The organism is Pacificibacter sp. (assembly GCF_039769035.1).
Classification (GTDB): Bacteria; Pseudomonadota; Alphaproteobacteria; order Rhodobacterales; family Rhodobacteraceae; genus Celeribacter.
The window spans coordinates 1-17,892 of record NZ_JBDMZG010000126.1; the positions used below are offsets into that span (position 1 = coordinate 1).

Below are 17,892 nucleotides of genomic sequence, written 5' to 3' on the forward strand. Positions count from 1 at the left end.
ACCACCAACAATCGGATGGAACTTTTGGCGGCGATCAACGCCCTAGAAACACTGACGCGCCCAACAGACATCACCATCACAACCGATAGTGCCTATGTCAAAAACGGTGTGACCGGTTGGATCCACGGTTGGAAGCGCAATGGCTGGAAAACTTCGAACAAAAAACCCGTGAAAAACGTGGATCTGTGGCAGCGTATCGATGCTGCCCAAGCCACACATCACGTGACGTGGAAATGGATCAAAGGTCACGCAGGCCACGCGGAAAATGAACATGCCGATGAACTGGCGCGCGCTGGCATGGCGCCCTTCAAAACGGCACGCGCATGAGCTTGCTCGCGCTTTTAGACTATGCCTCGGTTTTGGTCTTCGCGCTGTCGGGCGCGCTTGTTGCGTCGCGCCAACAGCTTGATATTGTCGGGTTTGCCTTTATCGCCTGCCTCACAGCGGTGGGCGGCGGTACCATCCGTGACGTCTTGCTGAATCGCGACACGGTATTTTGGATCGCGGAACCCACCTATATTTTGGTCGCGGTTGCCACATCTGTCGTGGTCTTTTTCACGGCACACCGTCTGGAAAGCCGTCTCAAAGCCATCGTCTGGGCGGATGCAATTGCGCTTGGCGTTGCGGTTGCTGCGGGCTCGGGCGTTGCACTTTCATTGGGGCACGCGCCAGTGATCATTGTGCTTATGGGCGTGGCCACTGGCAGTTTTGGCGGGTTGATGCGTGATGTGGTCTGCAACGAGGTGCCGTTGATCTTGAAACAAGGTGAGCTCTACGCCACAGCGGCTTTTGCAGGGTCGTTGGCAATGGTTGCAGGCGGCGCGTTTGAGCTGCCAGTGGCGTATACCTATTTGGCGACTGGCATTTTGACCTTCGCATTGCGCGCAGGCAGCATCATTTTTGGCTGGACGTTGCCGGGCTATAAATCGCGCCCACCGCGCAGCTAACGCCGCACATCAAGCGTCACAAATACCAAGTGGCCGCAATACCAATGCAGCACACAACAAACCACCCGCCGGGTCGGAACATCAGCCAAACGCACAACCCGATCAGTAAACGTAAGGCCATCCCTGGAATTGCCAAGAGTCCAAACATCTAGCTGTTCTCTTTCAGTTTTTTCCAAATCCAGATCAGCAAAAGCGCGCCTAGAACGGCACCAACAAAACCGCCCAAAGACCCAGCCAAGACGCTCAGCGCGCGCAAAAGAAGCCCGCCAATCAAAGCGCCCGCAATGCCGATGGCCACGGTCATCAAGACACCTGTGTCGACTTTCATAACGCGCGTCGCCAGAAATCCAGCCGCTGCACCAATAATGATAAGCATGAGAATAGGCATAATCGTGTTCTACCTTCTTTTGCGCCAATGGGTTGGCACGATAATTAAGGCGCCAAGCGATGACGCAATCGCGTTCAAGCCCGCAGGACGCAGGCCGATCCCGAACATCAGTTTAATGAAGTAGGCTAAAAATGCGCCGCCAATACAGATGATGATCGACTGCAGATACCCATTCCGCGTGAAGCCCGTCTTTTCAGAGATGTACCCAACAACCCCCGCGATCACCACGGTGCCGATTAGAACTGGAAACATATCTAGACCTCACTCAAACTTGCTGCCCTTGGGCAAATCCAACCCTTTTAGGATCTCTGCAACAGGCATAGCACGTTTTCCGGTGCGCTGCGCAGTGAGAATTTCGACAGCGCCCTCCCCGCAAGCAATGGTGAAGTCGCCAACGACCTCGCCCGCCTGTCCAGACAAGGGACTGAGCTTTGACATGTGGAACTTGATCCGCTCGCCATTGTATGTGGCCCAAGCCCCCGGAAAGGGTGATAGGCCGCGAATTTGGCGGTCTACGATTTGAGCAGATTGCGACCAGTCGATTTTGGCCTCGGCTTTGTCGATCTTTTTGGCATAGGTCACGCCGTCTTCAGGTTGCGGCTCTGGCGTCAAAGTATCGAGCGCGAAGAGCGCATCGACAATAGCTGCAGCACCAATTTCGGACAGGCGGTCATGCAAAGTCGCGGTTGTGTCAGCGGAGTCGATGTCAGTCTCTAGGCGCAACAAGACTGGACCAGTGTCCAAGCCCGCTTCCATCTGCATGATACACACGCCGGTTTCGTCATCGCCTTCCAAAATCGCGCGATGGATCGGCGCGGCACCCCGCCAACGTGGCAAAAGCGATGCATGGATGTTCAAACATCCACGTTTCGGCGCGTCCAGCAACGCTTGTGGCAAGAGCAAACCATAGGCCACGACCACGGCAACGTCTGCATCAAGAGTCGCAAAATCAGCGACATCGGCAGGATCTTTGAAATTCAGCGGATGGCGCACCAGCAAACCCAATTCTTCGGCACGCGCCTGAACAGGTGTTGGGCGGTCCTTTTTGCCACGTCCCGCAGGTCGCGGGGGCTGGCAATACACACATGCAATCTCGTGGCCTGCAGCGATCAATTCATTCAGCACAGGCACCGAAAACTCAGGGGATCCCATGAAAACAATTTTCATTTCATCGCTCCTGCTTTTTTGGCCTTTTTCAAGAACATCTGACGCTTCACAGGCTTCAAATTGTCAAAGTACATCTTACCATTCAAATGGTCGATTTGGTGCTGAACGGACGTGGCCCAAAGGTTGACGAAATCGCGGTCTTCCATCTCGCCCTGCGCATTGAGGAACCGCACAGTCACAGCCCGCGGGCGCGAGATCACAGCCGACATACCGGGTAGATTTGGAGAGGCTTCCTCATGTTCGCGTGGTTGCGCTGAGGCGTGCAGAATTTCGGGGTTGGCCATCAAAACAGCCTTGCCGCGTTCTTGGGAACAATCCACCACAGCGAGACGTTGCAAGATGCCGATCTGGGGTGCCGCCAAACCATATCCGGGCATCGCGTCCATGGTCTCGACCATATCGGCCCAAATGCCGCGCGTTTCATCGGTGATCGCGTCAACAGGGGTACACACCGTTTTGAGGCGCTTATCGGGATAGTGAACAAAGGGGCGTTGGGTCATGGGGTACCAATCAAATCAAACTGCGGTTTTGTCGCCAGCGGCTGCACACCCACGACCCTGAAAGTGCGGCGCGAAGGTTATTCGCGCGCCAATTCACGTTTGTATTTTTGCATTTTGCGCGTGATCATCTGACGCTTCATTGGTTTGAGATGATCAATGAACAAAGTGCCGTCGAGATGGTCAATCTCGTGCTGGGCGCATGTGGCCCACAGCTCGTCGAATTCTTGCTCTTGCGCGACGCCATTCACATCTTGCCACGTCACACGCACCATTTTGGGACGTTCGACATCTGCATATTGTCCGGGGATAGACAAACACCCCTCTTCATAGACGTTGCGCTCTTCGCTTTCCCACACCACTTTGGGGTTGATCAAAGCCATTGGCTCAGGCGTGCCGCCCTCTTCTTTCACGCAGTCCATAACGAACATGCGGGTCAAGACGCCAACTTGCGGTGCGGCAAGTCCGACGCCTGGCGCGTCATACATAGTTTCAAGCATATCGTCCGCCAGCTGTGCGAGATTTTTATCAAACACAGTGATGGGCGCGCATGCTTTTTTCAGGCGCGGGTCGGGGTGGATCAAGATCGGTTTAACTGTCATGCTTTGCATGTAGTCAAACAAGCGCCTTGGTGCAATATCGCTCAATCACACTTTGCACAGTGCCCTATCAATATTTGTGGTTTTTCTCGGTCATCGAGTTGGTCTAGGTTGCAAGCGACTTAAAAGGATATTCCATGACTTTCACCCAAGATTTCAACCAAAGCTTCGATCGCGTTGCCACACGTTCTTCGAAGTGGACGCTTGTCGAAGAAGCTCTCGGCATCAAGCCCGACCCTGACATGCTCCCAATGTGGGTGGCGGACATGGACTTCAAAGCGCCTGATTTTCTTACGGACGCCATACGCGATGTCGCGAATGCTGGTGATCTTGGCTATTTTGCGCATTTGGACAGCTTTCGAGACGCAATCCAATGGTGGATGAAAACCCGTCACAATTGGGGTATCGAGACAAATTGGATCACACCAACCGCGAGCCTTGGGAATGCGATCGCGTTTGCAATTCAAACGTGGACCGCACCCGGCGAAGGCGTGGCCTTTATGACACCCGTATATCACGAGTTTTCGCTCAAAGTGCTCAAGAACGGCCGTACGCCGACGCAGCTGCCGCTCGCTGTGACAAACGGTCATTTCGCGCTCGACATCGATGCTTGGGAAGCTTGTCTGACAGGCAACGAGCGCATGTTCTTGTTGTGCTCGCCGCACAACCCCGGTGGCCGTGTTTGGACGCGCGAGGAACTTCAATCGATCGTTGCATTCTGCGCACGTCACGATTTGCTGTTGGTGTCCGACGAAGTCCATCACGACTTGATCATGCCAGGCTTTGCACACCATCCCACGGCGGTTGTCGCGCCAGAGGCCCTTGATCGTATGATTATTATGACCTCCGCATCCAAGACGTTTTCCATCGCTGGCACCCGACTTGGCTGCGTCATCATTCCAGACGACACGCTGCGAAAAGAGTTTCAAACAACCGTGCGCAACGCCGACCTCGCACCGAATTTGTTCGGTGTTGTGCTGACACGCGCCGCCTATTCCCCTCAGGGCGCTGCGTGGGTCGATGCGTTGAATGCATACCTTTGGGAAAATGCCAAAGCATTTACCGATGCCGTGAACGATATAAAAGGACTTACCGCTTTCCACCTCGAGGGCACATATTTGGCATGGGTCGATTTTTCAAACACAGGTATGGAGACGTCCGAAATTTGGCGGCGCGTCACAGAAACAGCAAAGATCGCACCCAGCCCTGGCACCCCATTTGGAACAGGCGGCGCATTGGGGCTGCGCTTCAATCTCGGGACACAACGCAGTGTCGTGATCGAAGCGACCGAGCGACTGGCACTTGCGTTTAGCGATTTGCAGTAATCATGGAAGTTGCCGTGCCACTTAGTGGCGCGGCAACAAAGCCACCGGTGCATCATCTGGTTGATCGTAATCCAGCGGGGGACGATCAGCAGCAGGTGTTGAGCGTTTGAAATCAAAACTCATTTTGAAACCGTCATCCTGAGACGCCACGATCAGCGCCTGATACAGGTGGCGTGCACCGTCGTAAATGTCGACCAGACCACGCATATGTTCCGCATTGTCCCGCTCAACCTCAAAACCTTCGTCCCAAAGTCGCAAAATTGGAAATGCGCCATCATTCGTTCGCACGCGCAAACGAGAGCGACGTTTTAGATCGCGCTTGCGTGCAAGCTCCAAGCCTTCACGCACTTCTTTGGGCAAAAATTCTGACGCATATTCGGACATACTGCCTCCATCGGGCTAAGTCTTCGGTATGACTTAAGAATGACCCTTAGACAGATTCGGTCAAGGCAAGCTTATGTAAAACACAAGACATGCCCCGCCAGAGTCACCCTATTGCCGCACCTTGGGACGCAACACATGTGGCATATCTGGGTCATAAAGCGCTGAATCTTTGAAGTCCGCGACCTCTCCCAACGCTGGCCCAACCAAGATCAAAGCCGTGCGTGTGATCTTTTCTGCCCGCACTTTTTCGCGAATATCACTCAAAGTGCCACGGATCAGCATTTGGTCTGGCCACCCGACACGGTAGACCACCGCAACAGGGCAATCCACACCATAATAGGGCGCAAGTTGCCGTTCAATTTCACGCAGGTTCCGCACACCCAAATGGATCGCCAAAGTCGCACCCGTCTTGGCAAAATTCTCAAGCGTCTCACCTGCAGGCATTGACGTGGATTTCATAGAAACGCGTGTCAAAACAATAGACTGCGCGATCTCAGGAATGGTAAGTTCCTGCCCCAAGGCCGCAGCAGCTGCTGCGTAAGCCGGCACACCTGGGATAATTTCATAGTCAATTCCATCGGATCGCAAACGGCGAATTTGTTCTGCGATTGCACCATAAAGCGACGGATCACCACTATGCACACGCGCCACATTTTGGCCTTTGTCATGCGCAATTTTGATCTGCTCATGCGTGTCATCCAAGGTCATCGGCGCGGTGTCCATCACCAAGGCACCATCGGGCGCGCCTGCGACCACCTCAGCTGGTACAAGCGAGCCCGCGTACAAACACACAGGACATTCGCCGATCAATCGCTCGGCCTTTTTCGTCAGCAATTCAGGATCACCCGGACCTGCACCAATAAAGTAAACGGTCATGAGAGATCTCCATCAATTTTACGCGCATAGCCGCGCGGCGTGTACATGCGCGGGCCTTCACCAAGCTGTGCCAGACGTGAATTGCTGGACCCGATCAATACGACCGTGAGCATGTCGACCTCGTCCACTTCCAGCTCATCAAGACGACGATAGCGTACATTTTCCGTGGGTCGCCCAAGGTTCGACGCCAACATCACGGGCGTATCCGCAGGGCGGTGCTGCAACAAAATCTCACGCGCTTCCGCCAACAATGTCCGACGCTTCATGGACACTGGATTGTAAAACGCGATGACAAAATCACCCTCTGCGGCAGCCTTCAAACGACGTACAATATCTGCACGCGGCGTCAGCAAATCCGACAAAGAAATCGCGCAGAAATCATGCCCCAAAGGCGCCCCCGCGCGCGCCGCAGCGCCTTGCAACGCGGACACACCAGGCGAGCACACAACATCGACACGGTGCGCGGCATCAGACACGCCGTGCTCATCTGGACCACGATCCAACAGCTCAAACACCAGTGCAGCCATCGCATAAATGCCCGCATCGCCAGAACATACCAGCGCGACGTTTTTGCCAAGTGCGGCTTGTTCAAGCGCGTAACGACAACGATCTTCTTCACCACCAAGTGGAAAATCAGACCGCGTTTTGCCAGCGGCCAAAGGCCCAAGCAAATCAATGTACAATCCGTAACCCACAAGCTCTTCGGCCTGTGACACGAGTTTAGACACCTCAGGCGTGCGCCAAGCGGCCTGCCCCGGCCCGATGCCAACAACTGACAAACGACCACGGGCGCGGCCGTTGAACTCGGTAATTGGCGCATCAGAGCGTGTCAAAGCGCAGGTCGTATTTGCTGTTTTCACTTTCTCAACAACAAGCGCGCCGCCAGCCGCCAAAGCCGCGCCCTCAGACACGCCATGGCAGCCAACTTCGGCAAAAACAACATCAGATGGATTGGCCAATTGGGGCGCGAACTCTTCCAACTCAGCAGCGGTGAACAGACGTAAAGGCACGCCCAATCGGGCGGCCAATTGGTTCATCGCAGGCTCGTCGGCTTTCAGATCGATGGTGTTTACAGAAGCAATCGCACCTGCGGCAATCCCATTTTCAGCAAGCGCTTTTTGCACCAGATCCCAAAGCTCGTCAGGGTCCGCGTTGCGGGCACAGCCAACACCCAAGGCATAGCTTTGTGGATGATAGACCAGCTTAGCTTTGTTGCCCTCAGCTGGCGCGTCTGTGACGCAAAGCTCAACAGAACCGCCTGCATCTTCGATATCGAAAATGTTGTCCCCCGAAAGGCTCACGCCCGCGCCAGACAGCAAGGAAGCCATTGCGTCTTTCGCGTCTTCTGGGTTGGCCAAGCGATAGCCCAATGGCGGCTCGTCGAGCGCAATCCCCAAGGCAATATCGCCAGCCGTAGTCACGGCAGCTTTGGCATCCAATCCCTGCGCAATATCGCGCGCCATGCGGTTGGCTCCGCGATGACCGCCCAAAAGGGGGATCACGACAGAGCCATCATCAGAGACCGACAAAACAGGTGGCTCAGATCGTTTATCAGACAGCAGTGGCGCCACGGCGCGGATCAAAATGCCAGAGGCGCAAACGCCCACAATTGGCACGCCAGCCGCGAACAAGTCACGCGCATGGTCCAAAGCATTTGCGAATGTCACATCACAAGATGTGCGGTTCTCACGGCCATGAAGTTCGGCACCAAGCAAGCTGGCAACCTTGCGGGCCACCTCTTCGCCAGAGCGGTTCAGACATAGGACGACGGGTTTTACAGCCACGGATCGGCCCCTTTCACAATCAAAATCATAGAGAAATACGGCGCTTTTTCTGGCGCGTCTTTCAATGGTTTCACAACTTCGTCCACGCCCGTAGCGCGTTCGATATATACGGAATTCTCGGTCAGACCTGCGGCGTCAATGAGCGCACGCACGCGGGCAAAGTGGCGCCCCAGTTTCATCAGCACCAATGTGTCACTCGCCACCAATTTGTCATGCAACGCCCCATCATCCAGCGGAGCGGGCAAAACGGTCATCACCTCGTTGCGCGCCACAAGCGGCAATCCTGCGACAGCCGCACAGGCCGTGACTGAGGTCACACCGGGCACGACTTCGACCTCAAAGGCAGCATTTAGGCGGGCAAAAAGATACATGAAAGAGCCGTAGAAAAACGGGTCCCCTTCGCAGAGCACGACCACATCTTGGCCTGCTTCCAAAGTTTGCGCGATCTCGGCAGCGCCCACATCATAGGCGGCTTGTGCAGGGCCGCGCTCAATCGTCATCGGTACATCCATGACAATTTCGCGCGTGTCAGGAGAAATAAAATCCGCGGCGATAGACCGCGCAAAAGACGCGCCGCCTGCAAGGGTCGGATAGGCGATCACCGATGCCTCGCGGATCAAACGCGCGGCTTTGAGCGTCATCAGTTCAGGGTCACCCGGCCCAAGGCCGATGCCATAGACTTTGCCGTGTTTCACATCTGTCATAGTTTTACGATGCTCCATTGCGTCAGCGGCATTGCGGCACGCCACCCTGTGAGACGACCAACAGGTTCTGCACGGCTGACGGCAATACGTGTCAAATCACCGCCGTGCTTATGAAACAGCTCAAACAAGACGGCTTCGCCTTCAAGCGTCACGGCATTGGCGACCAAACGCCCGTGCGGTTTGAGTGCGGACCACGCCGCATCAAAGGTCTCAATGGACAGTCCACCACCGATGAAAATCGCGTCAGGTGCCTCAAGGTCGCTTAGCGCATTTGGCACCTCGCCGTCCAACACCTGCAATTTAGGCGCACCCAAAGTGACCGCGTTTTCCAATGCCATAGCGCGACGATCTGCACGGCGCTCAATACCGATGGCACGGGCATCACGGGCCGCACGAATCCATTCAATCGCCACCGATCCAGAGCCACAGCCGATATCCCAAAGCAAGGCCCCGCGCATCGGCATCAGCTTGGACAAAGTCACGGCGCGTATATCGCGTTTGGTCATGGTGCCGTCAGAGACGAAAACATCATCGGGCAGCCCCACACGCGGCATGGGCGCATTGCCCGTATCCAAGACGCAATCAATCGCAAGGCTGTGAAAATCAGGAACATCATACGACCAACCGGCGGCAGTGCCATCGAAACGCGCCTCATCAGCACCGCCCATATGGGCGAGCACTGTCATGCGTGAATTGCCATACCCACGCGCGGTCAAAAGTGCGGCAACGTCAGCGGGGGTCTGTGACCCACTTGTGAGCAAGATCAGCTTTTGATTGGGAGCCAGAAACGGCAAAATGGTCTCAACGGGGCGACCGTGAACTGTCAGTGTTTCAACGCCAGACAGGCTCCAATGCATCCGCGCGGCAGCGAGTTGAAAAGCAGAGACTTGCGGATGAAAAAGAGTGTCCTCAGGCGCAAATTGTTTGGCGATCATTGGTCCAACAGAGTACCACAATGGATCGCCCGTGGCCAAAACAGTCACCTGTTTGCCGCGCAAACTCTGAAGTGTTTCGGTCAAAGCACTGAAGGGCGAGGGCCAATTGATGCGCTCGGCTTTAACTTCAGAGGTTAGCGCATGATGACGTGCGCCACCGACGATCACATCCGCCGTTTCCAGTACAGCACGGGTGGCGGGCGTCAGGCTTTCAAGCCCATTGTCGCCCATCCCGATGATATGGAGCCAAGCCGTCACTCGCCGATCTCCGGCAGGCCGACAGCCAAAGCGTTGACGGCAGCAGACGCAATCGCAGAGCCACCACGACGCCCGCGCAAGGCCACGAAATCACAGCCGCGCGGATTGGCGGCCAGTTCCGCTTTTGACTCAGCCGCCCCCACAAAGCCCACAGGAAACCCAAGGATCACCGCAGGTTTGGGCGCGCCTTGGTCGATGAGTTCCAGCAAATGGAACAAGGCTGTCGGCGCATTGCCGATGGCCACGACAGCCCCCTCCATGTGATCGGCCCAGAATTCAACAGCTGCCGCTGACCGCGTGTTGCCGATGGATTTGGCGTGTTCTGGCGTGCGCGGATCATTGAGCGTGACGATGACTTTATTGTCGTTCGGCAGGTATCTGCGGATGATGCCCGCGCCAACCATTTCGCAATCGCATAGGATCGGCGCGCCGTTGGCCAGCGCCGTGTGGCCCGCCATGTAAGCGTGTTTAGAATAGGCCAAACGATCCGCCACCTCGACCATGCCGCACGCATGGATCAGACGTATGGCAAGACGTTCCATGCCCGCATCGAACCGATCCAATTTGGCCTCTGAGCGCACCGTGGCAAAGGACTGTGCATAGATGGTTGCAGGATCTTTTTCATAAGGGCGCATCATGGATCTCGGTATTTGGGTGGTCGCGATCGGCGCATTCACCGCCTTTTTCAGCAATGATTTATGCCCCAATCCTAGGATACTGGCTTCATGGGTCAAAATGTCGGTGCGGTCTTTGGGCGCTTGTAGCAAAGCGGTCAGCGTTCCGGCCTGATCCAATTGATGCAAAGCACGCGCGAGTGTTTCGACCTGCGTTTTATCATGAGGTTGATCGGCAGCTTTTGGAATATCGATCAAGGACGGGAAAACCTCGGCAGCCAAATGCCCGCGCCCATCGCCAAAACTTTGAAACGGCCAAATCATCAGATCATTGCGAGTCTGACGCATTTTTTCCAGCCGTGCGATGCCTGTCAAAGCTTGCCCGCCGACAGAGCCAACGCCGCTGAGCTTCCAGACCTCTTGGGCATTGTTCACGCAGGCTTCGGCCGCCCGTTGATTGGCAGGCAGTGTATCCCCCCAGCCCTTGGGTTTGGTACGTAGCAAGCCGTCAATGTCGCGCTGCAAGGCGTTGCCCCAAAAAGGACCGTCCGCGTCAAACATTTGGTTTAGCCGTGCAGCTGCATCGAAACGGTTGTTACTGTTGTCATCGGCGTCTTCTATTTCATTGGCAATGGTCGCCCAGACGTCGCGCCAATCTGCATGTGCGCCCAGCGCTTTGGACAGACCTTCGGGATAGCCAAAGGCAAAATCAAACCCGATGAACACACGCTGCCCCTTGGCATTGGCGGCATCCAAAATACCGTTGAGCGCCTGCATCGCCTCACTGCGCGTTGCTGGGTTGGACACTTCGGTCACATCATTGCTTTTTACAGCGATCCAGATGCTGTCTTTACCTGTCTTAGGCGCGCCCGCAGAGGACCAATCCACAACCACATGCAGGTCGAATAAAGCGCGGCTCATGATTTGCGCGCGCTTTCCGGACCGTGCGGATGTTTGGCATGTGGATACTCGGGGTGGCTGTGATCGTGATCATGATGGTGATGGTGATGATCATGCCCGTGCGCATGTGAATGGCTGTGGTCATGATCGTGGTGGTGATGGTGACCGTCATCTGCCTGCTGCAAACGACACAGCCCCGTGCAGAAATGATCGCAAAGCGCACAATCAGACACGTTGGATCCTGGCGCAGAAGCCCCTTGGCCCTCGACATGGTGGTGATGGCTTTCTTGCACAGAGCCCACTTCGGATTCGAATCCTAAGATTTGTGTGCGGTATTTGCACATCACACAGGTCGGTGGCGGCACATCGCCAAAGGCGGGATGACCTTTGCCTTCGGCTTTCAACGCCGCGCGGGCTTCGGCTGTGATCGTGGTTTCTTGGCCTTCAATCGCGAGCACTTGCGTACGGTAGGCACAGATGCCGCAATTGGGCACAGGCACATCACCTTGTTGTTCCAAAATACGCTCAGCGAAGGTTTCAAGCACCTTTGGGTGATCGTTCAGGTAGCCGGCTTTGACAAATTGGATGTCTGGATGTTTTGCGGCCACTTGATCAGTAAAGCCATAAATACGGTCGATCAAAATGCCTGTGAACAAGAAATAGGGAAACACGATCACGCGTTTGTAGCCGAGCTTGGCGACATGTTCGAGGCAGGGTTCAACCAGCGGGAATGTCACGCCGGAATAGCCAACTTCGCCCCAGCCAAACCCGATGCCTTCCCAAAGCATACGTGCGATTTTCGAAACGTTGCCGTTCGCGTCAGGGTCTGACGCGCCACGCCCGATGACCACCAAAGCAGTCTCGTGCAGCGGCAATTCGCCATGTTCCACATTCGCGGCCGCCACGGCGTCTTTGATGCGCGCACCAGCGGCCGCGATCATCTTGGGATCAACGCCAAGCTCCCGGCCATATTTCACATCGATGCCATGTTGTGTGGCATATGTATTCAGCACTGTGGGGATATCGTTTTTGGAATGCATCGCTGCAAATAACATACCCGGCACGGCCAAAATGCGATCACATCCAGCCTCACGCAAACGATCCAAACCATCGCGGATCACAGGGTTGGCGAATTCCAAATATCCGTAATCAACCATCCAATCGCTGGGCAAAAGTGCAGGCAATTTTTCAGCTAGCACGGCGAATTCATCCACGGCGGATTGACTGCGAGACCCGTGGCCGCAGATCATTACTCCAGTTTTCATGATGTTCACGCTTCCTGCGGCTCGGCGTCGGTGTCCGACTCGGCATCAGATTCGGCTTGTTCAGCGTCTTGCTTTTTACCCTTGATGGCGCCCCAAATGGCGATGCCGATAGCTGCGCCAATGGCCGCACCGGCGATCACGTGATCGTGGCCGGCAAGTTCACCAAAGTGGCCAACATGGGCCAGCGCTGGCGCTGCGATTAGGGTAAAGATAACAGTCACTAAGTGCCGCATAGTATGTCCTTGTCTCAACCGTCTGGCATTGTGAAATGCGCCGCGATATCGCCCCAAAAGGCGGTTAAAATTCAAGGAGGCTGGGAAGATCCCGACGATGCTATTTTGGATCCCCTGTTTGGGTCAATCCAGCGTAGCCAACCTCTCTGGCCTTCACTGCGAAGGCGTCGTCATGGGGCGTATATAAATTGGCCTGCCCTTCGGTGCAATCGGTTTAGCGCAAACACGACCTCACCACGCAGCGCTTATGGTGCGTATGCGCACATAGGCCGTATCATGACGCCTGTATCATCGCCTTCGCAGACAAGCTATCAATGGTGTGAATTATTGGAGGCGACTATGGGCTTTTTGAAAAACGGTGTTTGGGATTCGTCTTGGTACGACACCAAATCTACAGGCGGAACATTCGAACGCACGACAGCGGGATTTCGCAATTGGATCACCCCCACTGGGGATGCGGGCCCAACTGGCGTGAGTGGCTTCAAAGCCCAAGCAGGTCGGTATCATTTGTATGTGTCTTACGCCTGTCCTTGGGCGCATCGCACGCTTATTTTCCGCGCTCTCAAAGGGCTTGAGGATCTGATCACGGTCTCGGCCGTTCATCCTGACATGTTGTCGGATGGCTGGACCTTTGCGACTGATTTTGAGGGCTGCACGGGCGACGATCTTTTTGGGTCTGAGTTCTTGCGCGACATCTACACGCGGGCTGTGCCCGATGTATCCGGGCGAGTGACCGTACCCATTTTGTGGGACAAAGAGCTGAACACCATCGTGTCCAACGAATCGTCCGAAATTATCCGAATGTTCAATTCCGCCTTTGATGGCATCACTGGAAACAGCGTTGATTTTTGGCCCGAAGCGCAGCGCGACGAGATCGAAGCGGTGAACGCGCGTATTTATGACACGGTCAACAATGGCGTCTACATGGCAGGGTTCGCAACAACGCAGTCGGCATATGATGCTGCCGTTATTCCGTTGTTTGACACCTTGGATTGGCTAGAAGAGCGTCTGTCTAAGTCACGCTACCTGATGGGCGATACGGTGACAGAGGCAGATTGGCGCCTGTTCACCACTTTGGCGCGGTTTGATCTTGTGTATCACGGGCATTTTAAGTGTAACAAACGCATGCTTAAGGACTACCCAAACCTATGGGGGTTCACACGTGAGCTGTATCAATGGGAAGGCGTGGCCGAAACGACCAAATTCGATCACTTTGTGCGCCACTATCATTACAGTCACGAAACCATCAATCCAAATCGGATTGTTCCGATCACGCCTGATCTAGATTGGAACGCGCCGCACGGCAGGTCTTAAATCGCAGCAATGCGTTTCGGTCGCGCGCTTAAGGCGTGCGGCCGTAATGTTCGACCATGGCTGCCAAATCTTCGGGATCAACTTCTGAGGCAACAAAGGCACGCGCGTTGGCCATGTGTTGAAAAATCGATCCGTCTGAAAAGAACGACGAGTTTGTCACAAAAATGACCGGAATGTCGGGATGGCGATAGTTCGCATAGTCAGCGACCGCAAAGGCAGATCCGGCTTCGAGCACCAAGTTCAAAACAATCAAGTCGACACTCTTGTCTTGTAAGAATTGAATGGCATCTTCTTGTCCAACAGCACATTCGACCTCGACGCCTTGGCGTTCAAGGTGACGCCGCCAGACATCACTTAGAGCGGAATTGCTTTCGATAATAAGTACGCGCATAGATACCCCTGCCCAACAGACTAGGCCAAACTCGCTAAACGGTTTTTAAGTGTCGAACCGATGCGTAGGATTCGATACAATAAAGTAACGAATGGTTAAGGTTGTGGTCAATCCAACAAAGCCCCTCTCAGTAGGTATAAAAAGATTGAATTTTAACTTGAATTTCCTCCCTCGGGCGTCAAAAGGAATGTCATGACAACTTGGATCACCATATGCGAAGGCTGCAAACGCAGCGATTGGGATGAACGCCCCACGGACCGCACCGACGGAGACGTTCTGGCACAGGCCATAGAAACCTGCGCCGAAATCACCGATGTGAAAACCCGCCGCGTGTCCTGCACTATGGGCTGCGACCGCGCTTGCAATGTGATTGTGCAAGGGATGGATGAAAGCGGAAAATCAAAAATCGGCTATTCTTTGGGGACGTTCGACGGCACCGCCGACGACGCCCAAGCCATCACAGAATTCGCCACTCTGCACGCCCAGTCCCCCACCGGACAGGTGCCATTTCGGACGTGGCCGATCGGGGTCAAAGGGCATTTCGTGTCGCGCCACTTGCCGTTGCCCACAGACGAGTCATGAGCAAGGCGCGCGATCATGGTGGCGGCGTGGACGCCGCAGCCCAGCGATATGGCGGAACTCGGTCGCAGTGGCTTGATCTCTCTACCGGAATCAACCCCGCGCCCTATCCCATCGGCACCTTCACCGACGACGCATGGTCTGCCTTGCCCGATGCCGACGCGACCAAAGCACTGATCGACGCAGCGCGCAAATTTTGGAACGTCCCGAAAGAGGCCGCGATCCTAGCAGCACCCGGCGCGTCGAGCCTCATCGCACGCATCCCCGCATTGTGGCCGACAGAACGCGTCTCGATCCAAACGCCGACGTACAATGAACACGCTGGCGCGTTTGAGGCCCATGGTTGGCAAGTGGCAGAAGAACATCAAAACGTGCAAGTCGTCGTGCACCCGAACAACCCCACGGGTCGGTTGTGGTCGACCAACGAGTTGACCGCTCCTTTGACCGTAATCGACGAGAGCTTTTGCGATGTCACGCCAGAGCGAAGCCACGTCGCGCGCACTGCAAACAAAGGCACAATAGTGCTTAAAAGTTTTGGTAAATTCTGGGGGCTCGCGGGGCTGCGGCTTGGATTTGCGATCGCCGATCCTGACACCATACAACGGCTATCGACGATGATTGGGCCATGGGCCGTGTCTGGCCCTGCGTTGCGCATCGGTGCTGCGGCCTTGAATGATGTCGATTGGGCAGACGCCACGCGGCGCAAATTGGCGCAAGATGCGGCGCGCCTCGACACCTTGATGACGACAAAAGGCGCGACGTGCCTTGGGGGCACGACTCTGTTCCGATTGTACGATGTCGGCGACGCGCACGCATGGCAAGACCGTTTGGCACAGGGCAAAGTCTGGTCACGGGTCTTTCCCTATTCTGACTCTTGGTTGCGCTTGGGCATACCTGCGGCGGATAAATGGAACCAGCTTAAGGCCGCCTTGTGAGTACCGCTTTCGCCCTCTGTTTGGCCCTCATTTTGGACGCAGTTTTTGGCGAACCCAAATGGCTTTGGACGCGCATCCCCCATCCAGCGGTTGTTATGGGGCGTTTGATTGGCTGGGCTGACACACAGTTCAACTCAGGCCCTCACCGCAAGCGCAACGGAGTGATCGTGCTCGTTTGCCTTGTGATCCTTGCAGGGGCCGTTGGATATGTCATAGCACTTGTGCCCCACCTTGAGATCATCGTCGCCGCGATTTTGATTGCACATAAATCTTTGATACAGCACGTCAAAGCTGTCGCGAAGGGACTTGATTCATCACTGCAAGACGGGCGCAATACAGTGGCTATGATCGTGGGGCGTGACACAGCACAGATGGACGCGCCCGCCGTCACACGCGCAGCGATTGAATCGGCTGCTGAGAACTTTTCTGACGGCGTGATCGCCCCTGCGTTTTGGTTTTTGATCGGTGGCCTGCCGGGCCTGATGATCTACAAAATGGTCAACACCGCCGACAGTATGATCGGCTATCTCACCCCTAAACACAGCGACTTTGGCTGGGCCTCCGCCCGGTTCGACGATCTATTAAACCTTGTGCCTGCGCGGATCACAATGTGCATGTTGATGCCTTGGAAAACTGACGAGGGCGCTTCACGCGTCTCGGTATTGCGCGCAATCGCTAAGGACGCACGCAAACACAGATCCCCGAACGCAGGATGGCCAGAAGCGGCTTTGTCACGCTCTTTGGGCGTCGCGCTGTCGGGCCCCCGTGCCTATCACGGCGAAATGAAAGACTACCCTTGGGTCAATGAAACAGGTCGCAAAACCGCTCAACCCGCTGACATCGACGCCGCATGTCGACGGCTCTGGTTTGCTTGGATTGGCATGGTTTGGTTCTGTTTTGCGCTTGGATGTTGGGGCGCATTTTTGCTTACGTAAACCATGGTATTTGCGCCGCTCCCTTTGCCTCGCTAGGGTACATCAAAATTGGTAAACAGGTGATCTTATGCGTTTTCTTCCTTTCGTGCTGGCATTGACATGTGCAACCCCTGCTTTGGCCAACGTGCCCTGCGGCGGCTCGTTTTCAAGCTTTGTAAAAAACGTCAAAACAGAGGCTGTGCGCAGAGGCCATTCGCAAAGCACCGTAAACAGTTTTTTGGCCAATGCGCAGCAGAGCCCCGCTGTGATCAAAGCCGACCGATCCCAAGGCGTGTTCAAAAAGAACTTCATCGAGTTTTCTCGCGCCGTGATCAGTCAAAACCGTATCAGCAATGGCAGCAAGTACGGTGGGCAATACGCATCTGTTTTCAAAACCATCGAACAAAAGTACGGCGTATCACGCGGTGTTTTACTGGCGTTCTGGGCCTTGGAAACGGACTACGGTCAGGTCCAAGGGAACTTTAACACGCTCAATTCATTGCTCACATTGGGCCACGACTGCCGCCGCCCCGAGCTGTTTCAACCACAAATTTTCGCAGCTCTTGAACTCTATGAGCACGGCGATTTTGACCCTGTAAAAACCGAAGGCGCGTGGGCAGGTGAAATCGGCATGGTGCAAATGCTGCCTGAAGACATCATTCGCAACGGCGTTGATGGCGATGGTGATGGTCATGTACGCCTTAAAACCTCTGCGCCTGACGCGCTGATGTCAGGTGGCAAGATGCTCAAAGATCTAGGATGGCGCGCCAATGAACCATGGCTGCAAGAAATCGTTGTGCCCAGCAATTTGGATTGGTCAAAAACAGGGCTAAATCACAAAATTTCAGTCAAAGACTGGGAAAAAATGGGGGTTAAAGCGCGC

General features: G+C 55.1%; 22 protein-coding genes. 8 read left to right on the forward strand and 14 right to left on the reverse strand.

Annotated features, from left to right (window positions below; genetic code table 11):
* Nucleotides 1-327, forward strand: a 327-nt coding sequence (gene rnhA, locus ABF287_RS11170; protein ID WP_347185085.1) for a ribonuclease HI, incomplete at its 5' end; no start/stop codon positions are given.
* Complete coding sequence (locus ABF287_RS11175; RefSeq protein ID WP_347185086.1) at nucleotides 324-947, forward strand: trimeric intracellular cation channel family protein; 624 nt, start codon at nucleotides 324-326, stop codon at nucleotides 945-947. The genes rnhA and ABF287_RS11175, both read left to right, overlap by 4 nt.
* A gap of 148 nt (nucleotides 948-1,095) precedes the next feature.
* On the opposite strand, the gene ABF287_RS11180 is transcribed toward ABF287_RS11175, so the two are convergent.
* From ABF287_RS11180 to def (ABF287_RS11200), 5 genes are all read right to left on the reverse strand, one after another.
* Entirely contained in the window at nucleotides 1,096-1,335 is a 240-nt protein-coding gene (locus ABF287_RS11180) for a GlsB/YeaQ/YmgE family stress response membrane protein (protein ID WP_347185087.1), read from the reverse strand.
* A gap of 9 nt (nucleotides 1,336-1,344) precedes the next feature.
* Nucleotides 1,345-1,587, reverse strand: a complete 243-nt coding sequence (locus ABF287_RS11185; RefSeq protein ID WP_347185088.1) for a hypothetical protein — start codon at nucleotides 1,585-1,587, stop codon at nucleotides 1,345-1,347.
* Nucleotides 1,588-1,596: 9 nt separating this feature from the next.
* Nucleotides 1,597-2,502 carry a methionyl-tRNA formyltransferase gene (gene fmt, locus ABF287_RS11190; protein ID WP_347185089.1) on the reverse strand — a complete coding sequence of 302 codons (906 nt, stop codon included), beginning with the start codon at nucleotides 2,500-2,502 and terminating at the stop codon, nucleotides 1,597-1,599.
* Entirely contained in the window at nucleotides 2,499-3,002 is a 504-nt protein-coding gene (gene def, locus ABF287_RS11195) for a peptide deformylase (protein WP_347185090.1), read from the reverse strand. Before def (ABF287_RS11195) ends, fmt begins: the two co-directional genes overlap by 4 nt.
* A 77-nt stretch (nucleotides 3,003-3,079) precedes the next feature.
* On the reverse strand, nucleotides 3,080-3,601 hold the full coding sequence (def, locus tag ABF287_RS11200; RefSeq protein ID WP_347185105.1) for a peptide deformylase: 522 nt from the start codon (nucleotides 3,599-3,601) through the stop codon (nucleotides 3,080-3,082).
* A 134-nt stretch (nucleotides 3,602-3,735) separates the two neighbouring features.
* Between def (ABF287_RS11200) and ABF287_RS11205 the strand changes: the two genes are divergently transcribed.
* Nucleotides 3,736-4,923, forward strand: coding sequence for a PatB family C-S lyase (locus tag ABF287_RS11205; protein ID WP_347185091.1), 1,188 nt, complete (start codon nucleotides 3,736-3,738; stop codon nucleotides 4,921-4,923).
* A gap of 21 nt (nucleotides 4,924-4,944) precedes the next feature.
* Here the strand turns inward: ABF287_RS11205 and ABF287_RS11210 are convergent, their stop codons facing one another.
* From ABF287_RS11210 to ABF287_RS11245, 8 genes are all read right to left on the reverse strand, one after another.
* Nucleotides 4,945-5,307, reverse strand: a complete 363-nt coding sequence (locus tag ABF287_RS11210) for a hypothetical protein (RefSeq protein ID WP_347185092.1) — start codon at nucleotides 5,305-5,307, stop codon at nucleotides 4,945-4,947.
* A 108-nt stretch (nucleotides 5,308-5,415) separates the two neighbouring features.
* Complete coding sequence (gene cobM / locus ABF287_RS11215) at nucleotides 5,416-6,183, reverse strand: precorrin-4 C(11)-methyltransferase (RefSeq protein ID WP_347185093.1); 768 nt, start codon at nucleotides 6,181-6,183, stop codon at nucleotides 5,416-5,418.
* Nucleotides 6,180-7,967 carry a precorrin-3B C(17)-methyltransferase gene (gene cobJ / locus ABF287_RS11220; RefSeq protein ID WP_347185094.1) on the reverse strand — a complete coding sequence of 596 codons (1,788 nt, stop codon included), beginning with the start codon at nucleotides 7,965-7,967 and terminating at the stop codon, nucleotides 6,180-6,182. Before cobJ ends, cobM begins: the two co-directional genes overlap by 4 nt.
* On the reverse strand, nucleotides 7,958-8,671 hold the full coding sequence (gene cobI / locus ABF287_RS11225; protein ID WP_347185095.1) for a precorrin-2 C(20)-methyltransferase: 714 nt from the start codon (nucleotides 8,669-8,671) through the stop codon (nucleotides 7,958-7,960). Before cobI ends, cobJ begins: the two co-directional genes overlap by 10 nt.
* A complete protein-coding gene (gene cbiE / locus ABF287_RS11230; protein WP_347185096.1) occupies nucleotides 8,668-9,864 on the reverse strand; it encodes a precorrin-6y C5,15-methyltransferase (decarboxylating) subunit CbiE in 1,197 nt (398 codons plus the stop codon). Before cbiE ends, cobI begins: the two co-directional genes overlap by 4 nt.
* Nucleotides 9,861-10,499 (reverse strand): precorrin-8X methylmutase, encoded by a 639-nt coding sequence (locus ABF287_RS11235; protein ID WP_347185106.1) that lies wholly within the window; start codon nucleotides 10,497-10,499, stop codon nucleotides 9,861-9,863. Before ABF287_RS11235 ends, cbiE begins: the two co-directional genes overlap by 4 nt.
* A gap of 896 nt (nucleotides 10,500-11,395) precedes the next feature.
* Nucleotides 11,396-12,643 (reverse strand): sirohydrochlorin chelatase, encoded by a 1,248-nt coding sequence (locus tag ABF287_RS11240; RefSeq protein WP_347185097.1) that lies wholly within the window; start codon nucleotides 12,641-12,643, stop codon nucleotides 11,396-11,398.
* A 5-nt stretch (nucleotides 12,644-12,648) separates the two neighbouring features.
* On the reverse strand, nucleotides 12,649-12,876 hold the full coding sequence (locus ABF287_RS11245) for a DUF6732 family protein (protein ID WP_347185098.1): 228 nt from the start codon (nucleotides 12,874-12,876) through the stop codon (nucleotides 12,649-12,651).
* 339 nt (nucleotides 12,877-13,215) lie between these two features.
* Here ABF287_RS11245 and ABF287_RS11250 point away from each other — a divergent pair, with 339 nt between their 5' ends.
* Nucleotides 13,216-14,190, forward strand: a complete 975-nt coding sequence (locus ABF287_RS11250; protein ID WP_347185099.1) for a glutathione S-transferase family protein — start codon at nucleotides 13,216-13,218, stop codon at nucleotides 14,188-14,190.
* A gap of 28 nt (nucleotides 14,191-14,218) precedes the next feature.
* Here the strand turns inward: ABF287_RS11250 and ABF287_RS11255 are convergent, their stop codons facing one another.
* The gene (locus tag ABF287_RS11255; protein WP_347185100.1) at nucleotides 14,219-14,581 is read right to left on the reverse strand and encodes a response regulator; all 363 of its coding nucleotides are present in this window, start codon (nucleotides 14,579-14,581) and stop codon (nucleotides 14,219-14,221) included.
* Nucleotides 14,582-14,773: 192 nt separating this feature from the next.
* Here ABF287_RS11255 and ABF287_RS11260 point away from each other — a divergent pair, with 192 nt between their 5' ends.
* From ABF287_RS11260 to ABF287_RS11275, 4 genes are all read left to right on the forward strand, one after another.
* Entirely contained in the window at nucleotides 14,774-15,163 is a 390-nt protein-coding gene (locus ABF287_RS11260; protein ID WP_347185101.1) for a DUF1636 domain-containing protein, read from the forward strand.
* Entirely contained in the window at nucleotides 15,160-16,095 is a 936-nt protein-coding gene (gene cobD / locus ABF287_RS11265) for a threonine-phosphate decarboxylase CobD (RefSeq protein WP_347185102.1), read from the forward strand. The genes ABF287_RS11260 and cobD overlap by 4 nt, the downstream gene beginning before the upstream one ends.
* On the forward strand, nucleotides 16,092-17,030 hold the full coding sequence (cbiB, locus tag ABF287_RS11270) for an adenosylcobinamide-phosphate synthase CbiB (RefSeq protein ID WP_347185103.1): 939 nt from the start codon (nucleotides 16,092-16,094) through the stop codon (nucleotides 17,028-17,030). The genes cobD and cbiB overlap by 4 nt, the downstream gene beginning before the upstream one ends.
* A 67-nt stretch (nucleotides 17,031-17,097) precedes the next feature.
* The coding region (locus tag ABF287_RS11275; RefSeq protein WP_347185104.1) for a lytic murein transglycosylase at nucleotides 17,098-17,892 on the forward strand (795 nt) is incomplete at its 3' end.